This window comes from Deltaproteobacteria bacterium (genome assembly GCA_016219225.1).
GTDB lineage: Bacteria > Desulfobacterota > RBG-13-43-22 > RBG-13-43-22 > RBG-13-43-22 > RBG-13-43-22.
The window spans coordinates 48,014-60,879 of sequence record JACRBX010000014.1; the positions used below are offsets into that span (position 1 = coordinate 48,014).

A 12,866-nucleotide genomic window follows, 5' to 3' on the forward strand; every position below is an offset into this window, starting at 1 on the left:
GACCATGGATTTCGGATTCACGGAAGAGCAGAAGATGCTCAGGGACAATATAAGGAAATTTGTCAATAAGGAAATCAAAGGACCCTATGCCCGGGACCTGGATGAAGACCCGGAGAAGATGTTTATCGATGAGGCCATGTGGAAGAAAATTAAAGACCTCGGGGTTTTTGAAATGGCCGTGCCGGAGGAATACGGCGGTGTGGGTGGAACCTTCATGGATGACGTGATCATCAATGAGGAATTTGCCCGGGGCTCGGCGGCTGTGGCCATGTCCTTCGGAGCCACCACCGGTTTCGGGGCCAGGGCCATCCTTTTCAGCGGCTCGGAGGAGCAGAAACGATTCTTCCTTCCCAAGATCGCCGAGGCCGAGATCCGGTTCGCCATGGCGGTGACTGAACCGGGAGGGGGTACGGATATCCTCGGGGCCTTGAGGACCTTTGCCCGGCAGGAGGGGGACTCTTTCGTCGTTAGCGGCCAGAAGGTATTCATCACTAATGCTCACAAGGCTGATTACCTATTAACTCTCGTAAAAACGGACAGGGAAACGACTAAAAAAACAAACGCCCTTTCCCTCTTCCTGATTCCGGTACGTGATAATCCGGGAATAAAGATCGTCCCCCTTAAAAAATTCACCATTAAAGGGGCCTCGGCCTGCGAAATTTTTTTCGACGAGGCGAGGGTCCCCGCTGCCTTCATGCTGGGCAAACTAAATAACGGCTGGTATGAGCTTTTAAAGACGCTTAACCACGAAAGAATCATGGTGGCGGCCCTGACCAATGGCATCGGCCAGGCGGCCCTGGAAGATATGGTCGAATATGCCAGGACCCGGGAAGCCTTCAGCCGGCCGATCGGACAATATCAGGCTATTCAGCATAAAATAGCCGATACGGTTATGGATCTGGAATTCGCTAAACTGATTACCTACAAGGCCACCTGGCTGCTTGAGGCCGGACACCCCTGTCACCTGGAAGCCGCCATGGCTAAGCTGGTCAGCTCCGAAATGGCCTTTAAGGCGGCCACCCGGGGCCTGGATATCCTGGCCGGATACGGGGTCACCATCGAATATGATATGCAGCGCTATTTCAGGGATTCCCGTCAATGCACCTTTTCGCCCATCTCCAATGAAATGGTGCGCAATTTTATTGCCGAGAACTATGGCCTTCCAAGGTCTTATTGATCGTGGAAAGCAAAAAATAAAAGTCAGGAGGAGTGTCCAATGGAAGAAAAAGAGAGCAAGAAAGAGGTCTTAAAAAACTTAACAGCGCCGCTCAAAATAGGTCCCTTCGAATTGAGGAATCGGATTGCCCTGGCCCCTATGAACGAGACTATGGCCGGCGCCAATGGTGAGTGCACCTATCAGGAAGTATGTTATTACGGCACACGGGCCAAAGGTGGAACCGCTCTGGTTACGACCGGTGCGATCATGGGTACCAGGCTGGGTTCGAGGTTTGTCTGGGGCCGTAACATGTACTGTTTCAACGCCGGTCATCTTCAGGGCCTTGGGATGCTGACCACACATATCCACTATTTTGGTGGTTTGGCCAGTGCCCAGATGAGCATGGGCTTCGGCCGTCAGGGACACTCTTATGACGAACATGAACTCGCCCCCGCTCCCACTGCCGGTCTTCCCTATGAGGCTGCGGTCGAGAGCTTTACCTCCGGAATCGGCCCTATTTTCCGGAAAAGCGAGAAGGCCCGTCAATTCCTTATCGGACAGCAGACCAGAGAAATGAGCATTTCCGAGATTCAATCCGAACAGAAGGAATATGCGGCCAGTTGCCAGCTTGCCGTGACGGCCGGTTTCGATATGATCGAAATTCATGGTCCCCATGGCTATCTCGAGCATGAATTCCTCTCACCGCTCTCGAACAAACGGACCGATATGTACGGCGGGGAATGGAGAAACCGTAAACGCCTCATCAACGATACCATGGACCAAGTTCGTTACGCCTGTCCGGGAGTTGCCGTGGGTGTCCGAATCAGCGCCGAGGAACATCAGGAGGGGGGATTGACCCGTGAGGAAATGATCGATCTGGCCAGGGACCTGGAGGCCAGGGGGGCTGACTTCATCAGCCTATCCGATGGAGGAGGTTACGAAGAGACAAGCCACCTTGTAGGGACAAAAGAGGTGGCCGAACACATCCCAGACGCCGGGGCGGATTTTAAAAAGGCCTTAAAAATCCCCGTTATCGTGGCTTCACAGCATGATCCTATAAAGGCCGACGCGGATATCGGCGCCGGTAAATTTGATGTCTCTGCATTGGCACGGCAGCTATTTGTCGACCCCGAATATGCCAACAAGGTCATGGAGGGTCGACAGGATGAGATCATCCGCTGTAAAAGGTGTAACATCTGCCTCATGCGTTGTCTTTCCGGGATCACCCCGGAATGTCCGCAAAATCCCTGGCTTGGAAGGGAATATGCCAATCCCGACTATGGCTTCGGAGCACGGCAGAAACATGAATCGATCCTTATGAAGGGCATGCAGAATGCGCCTATGCCGGCACTGGATAAACCCTGGTGGAAGAAAGAGTTCCCTTTGATGGAAAAAAACTGGAGGGGGTTCCGTGGTCCCGGCGCGCGGTGGTCGAAGGAAGAGGAATAGCAGTGATGAGGCAGACCAATGGGACTGTTCCCCCTTAATCCGGGAGGTGCGGAGAACATAAACGCCTCTCTTAACATACGGGACAGTTCCGGCCTATGGCCTCGGGCTGTCCCGGCCAACACACAACATAAAGGAGCGTCGAATGCCAATAGACATCAAGAAAGATGATTACTTTAAGATCGATCCTGAAGCCCATCTGGTCGGCGAAAGTGCGCCTTTTGAATACTTCCCGGGTGTCCATTTGTGGTGGAATTCAATTGCGGCTATCAAACGGCCCATGATGCTCGGACTACCGAAGTCATTCCTGGAGAGCGTTGAAACGCAGGAACTGCAAAAAGATGCCGATCCGGCCTCGCTTCTTAAAGCGATGGATAAGTATGGTGTCGATATCGCCTGTCTGCTGCCCGAGTCAATGATGGACACAACCGGATATACCGGAAGGTTCTGCAGTAACGGAGAAATGGCGAAAGTGGTCGAGGCCAACCCGGACCGTTTCATGTACCAGCCGAACCTCTCCCCGATCAAATTCAAAGGCGTCAAGAACACCATCTGGGAGCTCGAATACTGGGTCAAGGAGAAAGGGGCCAAGATTTTCAAATTCTACCCTCCTGAAGACACCTGCATAAACGATCCCGATCTCTGGCCCTTCTACCGTAAGGCAGAGGAGTTGGACATTGTGCTCGATATCCATACGGGATTCGGCTGGTGCGCGCCTGGGAAATTCAGTAATGGTCTCCCTATGTATCTGGACGATGTCGCTCGCGACTTTCCGCGGCTGAAAATAGTGGCCTTCCACATGGGGTATCCTCAGTGTGATGATCTCAATATGGTAGCCATGGCCCACAAGAATGTTTATGTCTGCATCAGCCTTGTGGTCACCTGGGCCTTATCCTCCCCGCGCAAGTTTGCCAAGATGCTCGGTGAAGCCCTGCGCTGGGTCGGTCCCGATAAAATCATTTGGGGCAGTGATGATCCGGCCCTGCATATACAAATGGCCTGTTCGGTTCGGGGGTTCCGGGACTTTCAGATGCCCCAGGACCTTCAAGAGCAGTACGGATATCCTGAGGTAACCGATGAAGACAAAAGGAAGATCTTCGGGGAAAACCTGGCCGGTCTTTTGGGCATCGATATCAGCCGAAGAAGGGTGGCCTTGTGATCAGGTTTAGTTCGAAAATAGCATTCAGGGGTCAGGGGCCGGGGGCCGGGGATCGGCGAAAGACATTTTCATGCTTCGTTATTGTCCGCATTAAGCGGGTATAAGGATTTGATATGTACACTTTGGGAGATATACCACGGAAAGGAAGTGCCCTGTATCGGGATAAGGTGGCCCTGGTATTTGAAGGCATCAATCTTACCTTTAAGGAATTGGACGACCGGGTCAACCGTCTGGCCAATGCCCTGATGGACCTTGGACTTAAAAAAGGCGGCCGCGTTACCGTATTGGCCGAGAATACCCATAAATATATGGAGATTTACTTTGCCGCGGCCAAGCTTGGGGCGAGCGTTACGCCTCTCAATTTCAGGCTGTCTGACAAAGAGATTGATTATATCGGCAATAATTGTGAGGCCACCATCTATTTTGCCGGGGACGGATATGAAGAACGGTCCCTCGGGTTTAAGCAGAACCTGAAAAATATCAGGCAGTGGATATCCCTAGATAAAATAAATAATGGATTCATGTATTATGAGGACCTTCTCCGGAATGCCTCGGAAGAAGAGCCGATGGTGGAGGTGGATGAAAATGATCTGGCCATCCTCATGTACACCGGAGGAACTACAGGCCTTCCCAAGGGGGTCATGCTTTCGCACCGGAACATCATGACGTCCATGTACGGGATGATCATCGGTTTTTCCTTCACGAGGAACGATTCCACCTGTTTTATGCTTCCCTTGTTCCATATTGCCTTGTGGCCTGTCCTCAGTTTGCTCATGGTTGGCGGGAAGTCGGTCATCCTCCGTCGACCGGACATCGGGGAGATCCTGAGGTCGATTCACCAGGAGAGATGCACCCATATTAATATGGTGCCCACGCTTTTGAACTGGCTCATTGATGATCCCCGGATCGATGAATTCGACCTGTCCAGTCTGCGTCTCATAGGCTATGCGGGGAGCCCGATAGCCATAGAAGTATTGAAAAAAGGGATCGCCAGGTTTGGCAGCATTTTTACCCAGGGATATGGATTGACGGAAGCCGCTCCCATTGTTTCCGTCCTGTTCAAGGAAGATCATTGGGTCGATGGTCCGGGGGTGAAGCTCCTTTCCAGTGTGGGCAAAGTCGGTCTCCCGGTGGAAGCCCGGATTGTGGATGAGGAGGATCGGCCGTTACAACCCGGCGAACCGGGAGAGGTGGTCGTACGGGGTAAAAATGTGATGATGGGTTACTGGAAAAACCCCGAGATGACTGATTCAGCCCTACGCGGCGGCTGGCTCCATACGGGGGACGTGGGAACCATCGATGGGGACGGTTACATCTATTTGTTGGACCGGAAAGCCGACATGATTATCACCGGAGGGGAAAACGTCTACCCCAAGGAGACCGAAGACGCCCTTTACGAGCATCCGGCCGTCAGGGAATGCGCCGTGGTCGCCGCCCCCGATGAGCGCTGGGGAGAGAAGGTACAGGCGGTGGTTGTTTTGAAGACCGGCCTGACGGCTACCGAAGCAGAATTGATCCATCATTGCAAGACCAGGCTGGCAGGATACAAATGCCCGAAAAATATCGTCTTCTGGGATGAATTGCCTAAAACTCCCGTGGGGAAGATATTGAGGCGGGAAGTGAGGAAGCACTTCGCAGACCTATAGGGTCGTCAGCCATCGGCTTGACCCATTGGCAAAATCCTTTACCGGAGAACTGTAAAAAGGGAGTCAGAGAATGAACAGCACTATTCAGTATCCAAGATTTCGTTGGTTTGCCCTGATCACCATGGTAGTAGGAGTTGTTGCACAATCGATAATCATGATTGCACCTGCGCCACTAATCGGCGAGGTAGCGAAATATCTTGGCCGTGAGTTGGGAATGGTAACATTTACGGTAATGGGTTTATGGACCGTGACGGTCTGCCTGGGAGGCATAGCCGGCGGAGCCATTGTTGACAAAGTAGGTGTGGCAAAAGTCTATTTTGTTTGTTCCATCTTTTTGATCGTGTCAGCGGTTTTTATTCCATTTGCCGGCAAGAATCTGGGTGCAATAATTCTGCTCAGGCTGATCGGAGGGGCCGCTACCGGACCGATTCTCACGACTATATCCCGCCTGACAGCGGAATGGTTCCCATCCGAGCAGCGCCCGATTATCACCGGTTTTCAGGGAATGGCTTTTGCGTTGGGAGTATTAATAGGCTTCGGCTTGGCCCCCGCAGTTTATACCTCAACTGAAAGCTGGCCCATGACGATGGTTTATATGGCCGTTCCGGCCGGTATCTTTTTGATTTTATCATTAGTGATGGTCTTTGGACCTAAGGCCCCGGAGGTGATATTGGAAGAGCATGAGGATCGACAGGCGGGCGACCGGGATTTCAAACTGGCGCTAAAGGATCCCGTCATATACCTCATGGTGGCCTATGTTTTTTTGTTTAACTGGTTGACCCAGGCAGTCAATGACCTGACTCCGGGCTATTTTGCGCTAGCGGCCCCGGTAGGTGTGGGTTTTGGAATCACGGTTGCCGGCCAATTGATGATGATGTTTCTGGCCATGTATATGATTGGTTCACTCGTCAGCGGTTGGTTGAATCGCTATGTATACCGCCGAAGCACCAGGCTGCAGGTTATGTTTGCCTTTATTCTCAGTGGAATCTACTTCTTCGTCAAGTTCTCGGGCGTGACCGGGTCAGGGCCTAATCCGTTGCTGCTGGTTATTATGGCTATAACGGCCTTCTTCATGGGCCAGGGTATTCCCACGATAATGGGATTTATTGCCAAAAATTATCCGGAGCATATTACCGGTAGAGTGGGCGGCATGTCGATGGGCCTCGGTCTGATCGGTGGTGTCGTGGGCATAGGATTCGGTTCATCCGCCCTTACCAAAACCGGAACCTACCACGCCTCGATCCTGATCGTCACGATCGTCGCGGTCATAGGGTTCGTTGTGGCCTGGTGGTTAAGAAAGCCCGGGATTTTTGAGCAAAGTATGTCTGATGAACAGGCGGGGGAGGGCCCAGGCTCTGCATGAGCTGCAGCCGAAGTTGACCAAACCCCGGCCTCCTTCAGTCCGAGTCTATGGAGGATGATCTCTTCCGGGGACACAAACAAAAATTGCCCGCTCATTTATTGGCTTATTTTCAAAGGTCGTTGGTTAATAACCAGAAAGAAATGGGGATGGCGGTTATGACAGTGAACAGAAAGGAGGTTTTACCGCTTCGTCTCACCCCGATCAAGGCAATGATTTTTCTAAAAGACAAGGGCGCTTCGATATCCCGGTCAAAAAATTCCGGGAGAGGCAAAGGAGGATGATTATTGCAAGAGACCGTTTTCAATGATGCTGAGAATGGTTTCATTGACCTCCTCTGTAGAGTAGGCCCCTTGGGTGATCAATGAGGCATTGTACTGCCCCATACCCATGAGAAAATATCCGGCCCCCGAACTGTCGATTTCCTTCCGAACGCGGCCCTCTTTTTTAAGATATTCAAGTCCCCGGATTAAGGGTTATTTCAGAAGACCGTATAAAATGAAATCATTCGCCATTTCTCGGATTTTATCAGGTTCAGCGGGGGCGGTTCCCTGGTTGGCTAAATAAGCCCCATATTCTCCGATCCCCATCAGATAATATCCGGCCAGTTGGGGATCGATGTCACGGCGAAAACGACCTTGTTTCTGCAGATACTCGATTTCCCGGACCATTGGGTGGATCATCTGCCGGAGGAGGGCTTTAAATTTGTCTTTGAAGGCCTGGTTTTCGCCGACGGCAAGTCCTCTGACCAAATTCATCATTTCAATCCATTTCGGATAAGAGGTATAGAAACCCTTTCCCAGTTTTTCAATCCGTCGGAGTCTGTCTTCCTCATCCTTAATTTCTTGCCAGACGTTATTGTACATATCATGAAAGATGCGGTCCGCACACTCCATGAACAGTTCTTCTTTGTTCTTAAAATGGAGATAAAAGGTCTCTTTGCTCATGCGGGCCTGGTGGGCGATATCGGCTATGCTTGTATTCGCATAGCCTTTTTGGAGAAAAAGTTCGATGGCAGACGAAATGATTTCCTGATGCCTGTCGTAGGTGCTGATATCTTCCCTGGGATCTTCAGAGAAATACATTTTCCTCTTGATCTCCTCTTTGATCACCTTCAGAGATTTGTGCTCCTTAAATTGTTTTTTTTTGATCAGCAGTATGGCCTTAAGGTGCGCCTTCGAATAGTAAGCCCTGGTCTTTCCCGTTTTTATCGGTGCCGGCAACAGGCCCTCGACGATATAGTACATTATGGTGGAGGCGGGCAGGTCGGCGGCCGCAGAAAGTTCGGATATTTTCATCAGATTTTTATGTTCCTTCATTTCCTCGTCCTATCCTTTAAAAAACCGTTTAAATTCATGTCCCAGGCTTTACGCATGATTTCGCCAACTTCCGCTTTATTCTCTTCAGAGTAGTATAAAAAATATTCCGCTGAACCCATTATCATATAGGCCAAAAAACGACTGTCCATTGTTCGAATCTGCCCTTGTTGCATAGCTTTTTCCAGGTCTTCCCGAAGGGGCTCAGTAAGGTTCCTTATGACCTCATCCAGTTTTTCTTTTACATGTTTGTCTCCCCGGACGGCAGCACCGCGGATGAGATTGAGCATCTCCAACACATGCTGTTGGTGTTGCCCAAAGAATTTACCGCGCATCTGGAGTTTTTTGATGGGGTCGGTTTCCTCTTGGATTTCGGGTATATTTTCGCCGATCTCTCGAAATATACTGTCGGCGCATTCAATGAAGAGGTCCTCCTTATTTCGAAAATATTGATAAAAGGTCCCCTTACTGATACCGGCCCGGGCCGGTATATCAGAAATTTTTGTCCCCCCATAGCCTTTTTCCCGGAAGAGCTTAACCGAAGTCTTTATGATTTGTTCCTTTTTGGCGGTATTGATGGTGATATTTTCCTCTACCGGTTGTATATTAGTCCCCTTTTCCCTGACAATCTCCTTTATGGCTTCGAGGGGTAGCCCCTCTTCTTTCAATTTCTGGACCTCCAGGAGGGCATTGAGGTGGTCTTCTGTATAATAGGCCATGGTCTTGCTCGTTTTCAGCGGCTTGGGCAGTAATCCTTCCCGTAAATAAAATCGGATGGCGGTAATTGATGTCCCGGCATAGGCGCTGAGCTCTGATATTTTCATATGTTTCGGGAGTTTGTTCATAGGTTCTAATCCTTTCTTTCCTTACAATCCTTTATAAGGCCGAAGGGGTGTTTAATCAAGGTAAATCGTATTTTAACCATTCCGGTTTACAGCCTTCAAATTCTCCTGGTTTTTTAATTTTATCTGTCATTTCATGGCTTAATCTAACTTTACCTTTTTTATATTACTGGAAAAATTTTTCTTGACAAGTTAAAAAAATAGAAATATAAACTAAAGAACAGAACGGTACTGTATTATAAAAAATTTTAATACCTCAGCCCGAACAGATAAGGAAGAAAATACATACGCAAAGGGAAAATCGCCATTATCGGTATAGAAAAACGGGCGTCCTTTGTAAGGGCGAACCACTCGATAAATGATTTTCTCCTCTTCAAAATTCGCCTGGAACTTAGGCAAGAAAGGCCTGGTCGTGATGATGTATAGCCTAAAACGGTTACTGGCACCGATTGCTTTATTAGTCTGTTTTTCCTGGACAGCCGGATGCAACCAGAACCAGAAGCTTAATGCCGTACCGGCGCGGGTTATGGGCAGTGTCCCACCCATCACCTTCGGCGACAAATTCTATGACGTAGCCGTGCCCGATAAGGAGCATATCTGGTCTGTGGGCTACTTTGGGACCGTTACCCATTCATCGGACGGGGGCAAGATGTGGTCCCGACAACAGGCCGGTACGACCCAGTCTTTAACGAGTGTATCTTTTGTAAACGATAAAGAAGGCTGGATCGTGGGCGATCAGGGGACCATTCTCCATACCCAGAACGGGGGCCTTAATTGGGCGAAACAAAAAAGCCCCGTGATCGACCAGAAACTGCTCAAAGTTCAATTCCTCACTGACAAGGAGGGATTTGCAGTGGGTACCTTCGGGACAATACTTCATACGGCGGACGGCGGCGGCACCTGGGAAAAGCAGCCTTTCCAGGAAGATGTGATTTTAAATGACCTGGTATTCCTGAACTCACGGGAAGGCTGGATCAGCGGTGAATTTGAAACCATCCTCCATACGATAGATGGTGGGAAGACCTTTCAGAAACAACGGGGCGGTGAATTGGGCAAACTCTTCGGCATCGCCTTTCATGATGATAGGCAGGGCGTGGCCGTGGGTACGGCCGGAAAGATCCTGGTTACTTCGGATGGCGGCCGGAGATGGAAACCGGTCAAGAGCAATACGGAAGATACCCTGCTTAAGGTTCGATTCTTCGGTTCCAGGCTTTTGGCCGTCGGTTTAAGGGGGGCGGTGCTTCAATCCGCCGATCAGGGCCGGACCTGGACGGCCCCGAGTATCCCCGGCCACTATTCCTGGCTTTCAGGCCTGGCCTTTACCGACGGGGTCGGGTTTCTGGTGGGCAATGAAGGGAAAATCCTGGCCTCCAGGGATAACGGCCAAACCTGGACCCGACTCGGCCTGTCTCCCTTTATGGGCGTCGGAAAAAAGGAGTAAGTCATGTATAAGGCACTGGTCAGCTTTCTCATTAACCACAAAAAAAAGGTGGTGATCGCCATGGCGGTCATCACCCTCTTTTTTCTGAGCCAGATTTTCCGCATCCAGATGTTCACCCAATTTTTGGACCTCTTTCCCAAGGACCATCCTTACGTCCAGGTGCATCAGAAATATGCCAGGTATTTCGGTGGGTCCTATCAAGCCACGTTGGTTTTAGAGGTCAAGAAAGGGGATGTCTTCAACACGGAGACCCTGGCCAAGATGTCCCGCATTACCGACGCGGTCGACCTCATACCGGGGGTGGACCACTTCGGTATTTACTCGATAGCCTCCCAGAAGGTGACGATCCTGAAAGAGACAGCCGGGGGGTTTTCCTCTTATCCGGTCATGAAAGAAGTGCCCAAAGATCAGGCCGCCATGGAGGAGCTGAAGAAAAAGGTCTTTACCGCGGGGAATGTGAACGGCATCTGGGTTTCCCGGGATCAGAAGGCCCTTCGGCTGGATGCCAACTTCGTCGAAGGCAAGATCGACTTCAAGGTGCTCTTCAACAAATTCATGGAGATCGAGAGAAAGGAATCAGACACCAATCATAAGATCTACCTGACCGGCACCCCCCTGCTTTACGGCTGGATCTATCATTACCTGCCCAACATGGCCCTCATCCTGGCCGTCACTTCCGTGGTGATCCTTCTGATGCTCTTCGCCTATATGAGCCGTGGGGGCCTATGGTTCTGGCCTTTCATCAGCGCCGTCATGACCTCCATCTGGGGCCTGGGCTTTGCGGCCATCCTAGAATTTCACTTTGATCCGCTGATCATCGTTATACCGTTCCTTTTATCGGCCCGGGCCATGAGTCATGGAGTTCAATGGGTGGAGCGGTTCACCGAGGAGTATCAGAAATCAGGTGACACCCAGGAAGCGGCCTTGATCACCGGTACAGGCCTCTTCCCTCCCGGGCTGATTGGTATTCTTGCCGACACGTTGGCTTTGCTGGTGATCTGCCTGACGCCCATCCCCACACTCCGAAACCTGGCCTATTTAGGCTTTTTCTGGTCCGGGGGCATGATCTTCACCATCTTTTTTCTTTATCCGGCGTTGTTCGCCCTGTTTAAGGCCATCCGGGTGCCGGTTCAATCCAATATGCTTCCGGTCGATGCCTTTAAAATGGAAAAGCTATCGGAAAAGGTGACCTCCCGGCCCTCGATTCTGGACCGAACCCTATCCTACAGAATCGAATATCTTACCGAGCACCTGCTTAGGAAAATACTGACCAAAATGTCCGGCTGGACTTTCGGAGCGGGCCGATACGCCACTGTAGGTGTAAGTGTCCTCATCCTCATAGTGGCTATCATTTCCTCCACGCACCTTAAATACGGCGATGCCAATCCAGGCTCCCCCATCCTCTGGCCCCATTCGAGGTTCAATCAGGATATCACTGAAATCAACAAAAAGTTTCCCGGGGTGGATCAGATGTGGGTGGCGGTGGAAGGAAAAAGACCGCAATCCGTGACCTACCCGGACGTGATCAATGGGATGGAAGAGCTCAGTCAATATATGATGGCCGACCCCAATGTGGGCTTCGCCATCTCCATAGCCGATTTAATCAAAGGGGCCAACATGCTGGCTTATGGGAATGATCCTAAGATGGAGTCGATACCCCATTCCCAGCAGGCCATTGGGAATTGCATCGGCCTGATTGGAGTCGGTGCCGCCCCGGGCGAGATGGACACTTGGATCGACTACAATATAACCAGCACCAATATCAAACTCTATCTAAAAAACCATGAAGGCCCGGTCCTGGAAGATGTCATCAATCGGGTTAAAAATTTTATAAAAAACAATCCCAAGCTCATGGAAAATGCTATCCCGAAACCGGCGGGAGGTCTTGGAGGGATCCTGGCGGCGGCCAACGAGGTGATCCAGACCAAAAACGATCAGATTCTTTTTATCGTGCTGGGTATTATCTTCATCCTCTGTGCAGTAACCTATCGCTCCATTCTGGCCGGGGTGATCTTTATCATGTCCCTTATCTTAGCCAACTTCCTGGCTTTCACTTATATGGTCTTCAAGAACATCGGCCTCAACATCAATACCTTCCCGGTGGTCTCCCTGGGCATCGGCCTGGGGGTGGACTACGGGCTGTACATCGTCAGCCGGATCATCGAGGTCTATAAAGAAGAGAAAGACCTGGCTAAGGCGGTCCAGGCCGGTATCATCACCTCAGGCCGGGCGGTCTTCTTCACCGCCACCATGATGACCGCCGGAGTGATCTTCTGGTATTTTTCTCCGCTTCGGTTTCAGGCTGAGATGGGAATATTGCTTGGTATTCTCATGATGGTCAATATGGTGGTCGGCGTTCTGGTCCTTCCGGCGGTCATCAACATCATCAAGCCTAAATTCATAACCAGGGGAGGTGATAACAACGGAGGATTTCACATTCCTCCCGGAATGCTACCGAGAAGATAGGTTCAAGGTACAAGGCAAAAGGCACAAGGTTAAA

General features: G+C 50.7%; 10 protein-coding genes. 7 read left to right on the forward strand and 3 right to left on the reverse strand.

Annotation, left to right across the window (positions count from 1 at the left end; genetic code table 11):
• The first annotated feature begins 4 nt into the window (after window positions 1-4).
• The 5 genes from HY879_01215 to HY879_01235 all read left to right on the forward strand — a co-directional run bounded on the left by HY879_01215 (window position 5) and on the right by HY879_01235 (window position 6,770).
• Complete coding sequence (locus HY879_01215; protein MBI5601953.1) at window positions 5-1,177, forward strand: acyl-CoA/acyl-ACP dehydrogenase; 1,173 nt, start codon at window positions 5-7, stop codon at window positions 1,175-1,177.
• Between the two features lie 39 nt (window positions 1,178-1,216).
• The gene (locus tag HY879_01220) at window positions 1,217-2,605 is read left to right on the forward strand and encodes an NADH:flavin oxidoreductase (protein MBI5601954.1); all 1,389 of its coding nucleotides are present in this window, start codon (window positions 1,217-1,219) and stop codon (window positions 2,603-2,605) included.
• A 142-nt stretch (window positions 2,606-2,747) separates the two neighbouring features.
• Window positions 2,748-3,761: an amidohydrolase gene (locus HY879_01225; protein MBI5601955.1), complete on the forward strand. Its 1,014-nt coding sequence runs from the start codon at window positions 2,748-2,750 to the stop codon at window positions 3,759-3,761.
• 113 nt (window positions 3,762-3,874) lie between these two features.
• Window positions 3,875-5,407 (forward strand): long-chain-fatty-acid--CoA ligase, encoded by a 1,533-nt coding sequence (locus HY879_01230; GenBank protein MBI5601956.1) that lies wholly within the window; start codon window positions 3,875-3,877, stop codon window positions 5,405-5,407.
• Window positions 5,408-5,477: 70 nt separating this feature from the next.
• The gene (locus HY879_01235; protein ID MBI5601957.1) at window positions 5,478-6,770 is read left to right on the forward strand and encodes an MFS transporter; all 1,293 of its coding nucleotides are present in this window, start codon (window positions 5,478-5,480) and stop codon (window positions 6,768-6,770) included.
• A 109-nt stretch (window positions 6,771-6,879) separates the two neighbouring features.
• Here HY879_01235 and HY879_01240 read toward each other — a convergent pair whose 3' ends face one another.
• The 3 genes from HY879_01240 to HY879_01250 form a co-directional block, all read right to left on the reverse strand.
• Window positions 6,880-7,095, reverse strand: a complete 216-nt coding sequence (locus HY879_01240; protein ID MBI5601958.1) for a hypothetical protein — start codon at window positions 7,093-7,095, stop codon at window positions 6,880-6,882.
• A 148-nt stretch (window positions 7,096-7,243) separates the two neighbouring features.
• Window positions 7,244-8,086: a TetR family transcriptional regulator gene (locus HY879_01245; GenBank protein MBI5601959.1), complete on the reverse strand. Its 843-nt coding sequence runs from the start codon at window positions 8,084-8,086 to the stop codon at window positions 7,244-7,246.
• Window positions 8,083-8,928 (reverse strand): MerR family transcriptional regulator, encoded by an 846-nt coding sequence (locus tag HY879_01250; protein MBI5601960.1) that lies wholly within the window; start codon window positions 8,926-8,928, stop codon window positions 8,083-8,085. The genes HY879_01245 and HY879_01250 overlap by 4 nt, the downstream gene beginning before the upstream one ends.
• A 412-nt stretch (window positions 8,929-9,340) precedes the next feature.
• On the opposite strand from HY879_01250, the gene HY879_01255 reads away from it, so the two are divergent.
• Window positions 9,341-10,366 carry a hypothetical protein gene (locus HY879_01255; protein MBI5601961.1) on the forward strand — a complete coding sequence of 342 codons (1,026 nt, stop codon included), beginning with the start codon at window positions 9,341-9,343 and terminating at the stop codon, window positions 10,364-10,366.
• A 3-nt stretch (window positions 10,367-10,369) separates the two neighbouring features.
• Window positions 10,370-12,832, forward strand: coding sequence for an MMPL family transporter (locus HY879_01260; protein ID MBI5601962.1), 2,463 nt, complete (start codon window positions 10,370-10,372; stop codon window positions 12,830-12,832).
• Window positions 12,833-12,866 lie beyond the last annotated feature (34 nt).

Coding starts and splice junctions, on each gene's coding strand:
- HY879_01235 (MBI5601957.1), top strand. CDS start 5,478: ATGAACAGCACTATTCAGTATCCAAGATTTCGTTGGTTTGCCCTGATC.
- HY879_01255 (MBI5601961.1), top strand. CDS start 9,341: ATGATGTATAGCCTAAAACGGTTACTGGCACCGATTGCTTTATTAGTC.
- HY879_01220 (MBI5601954.1), top strand. CDS start 1,217: ATGGAAGAAAAAGAGAGCAAGAAAGAGGTCTTAAAAAACTTAACAGCG.
- HY879_01250 (MBI5601960.1), bottom strand. CDS start 8,928: ATGAACAAACTCCCGAAACATATGAAAATATCAGAGCTCAGCGCCTAT.
- HY879_01230 (MBI5601956.1), top strand. CDS start 3,875: ATGTACACTTTGGGAGATATACCACGGAAAGGAAGTGCCCTGTATCGG.
- HY879_01245 (MBI5601959.1), bottom strand. CDS start 8,086: ATGAAGGAACATAAAAATCTGATGAAAATATCCGAACTTTCTGCGGCC.
- HY879_01215 (MBI5601953.1), top strand. CDS start 5: ATGGATTTCGGATTCACGGAAGAGCAGAAGATGCTCAGGGACAATATA.
- HY879_01225 (MBI5601955.1), top strand. CDS start 2,748: ATGCCAATAGACATCAAGAAAGATGATTACTTTAAGATCGATCCTGAA.
- HY879_01260 (MBI5601962.1), top strand. CDS start 10,370: ATGTATAAGGCACTGGTCAGCTTTCTCATTAACCACAAAAAAAAGGTG.
- HY879_01240 (MBI5601958.1), bottom strand. CDS start 7,095: ATGAAACCATTCTCAGCATCATTGAAAACGGTCTCTTGCAATAATCAT.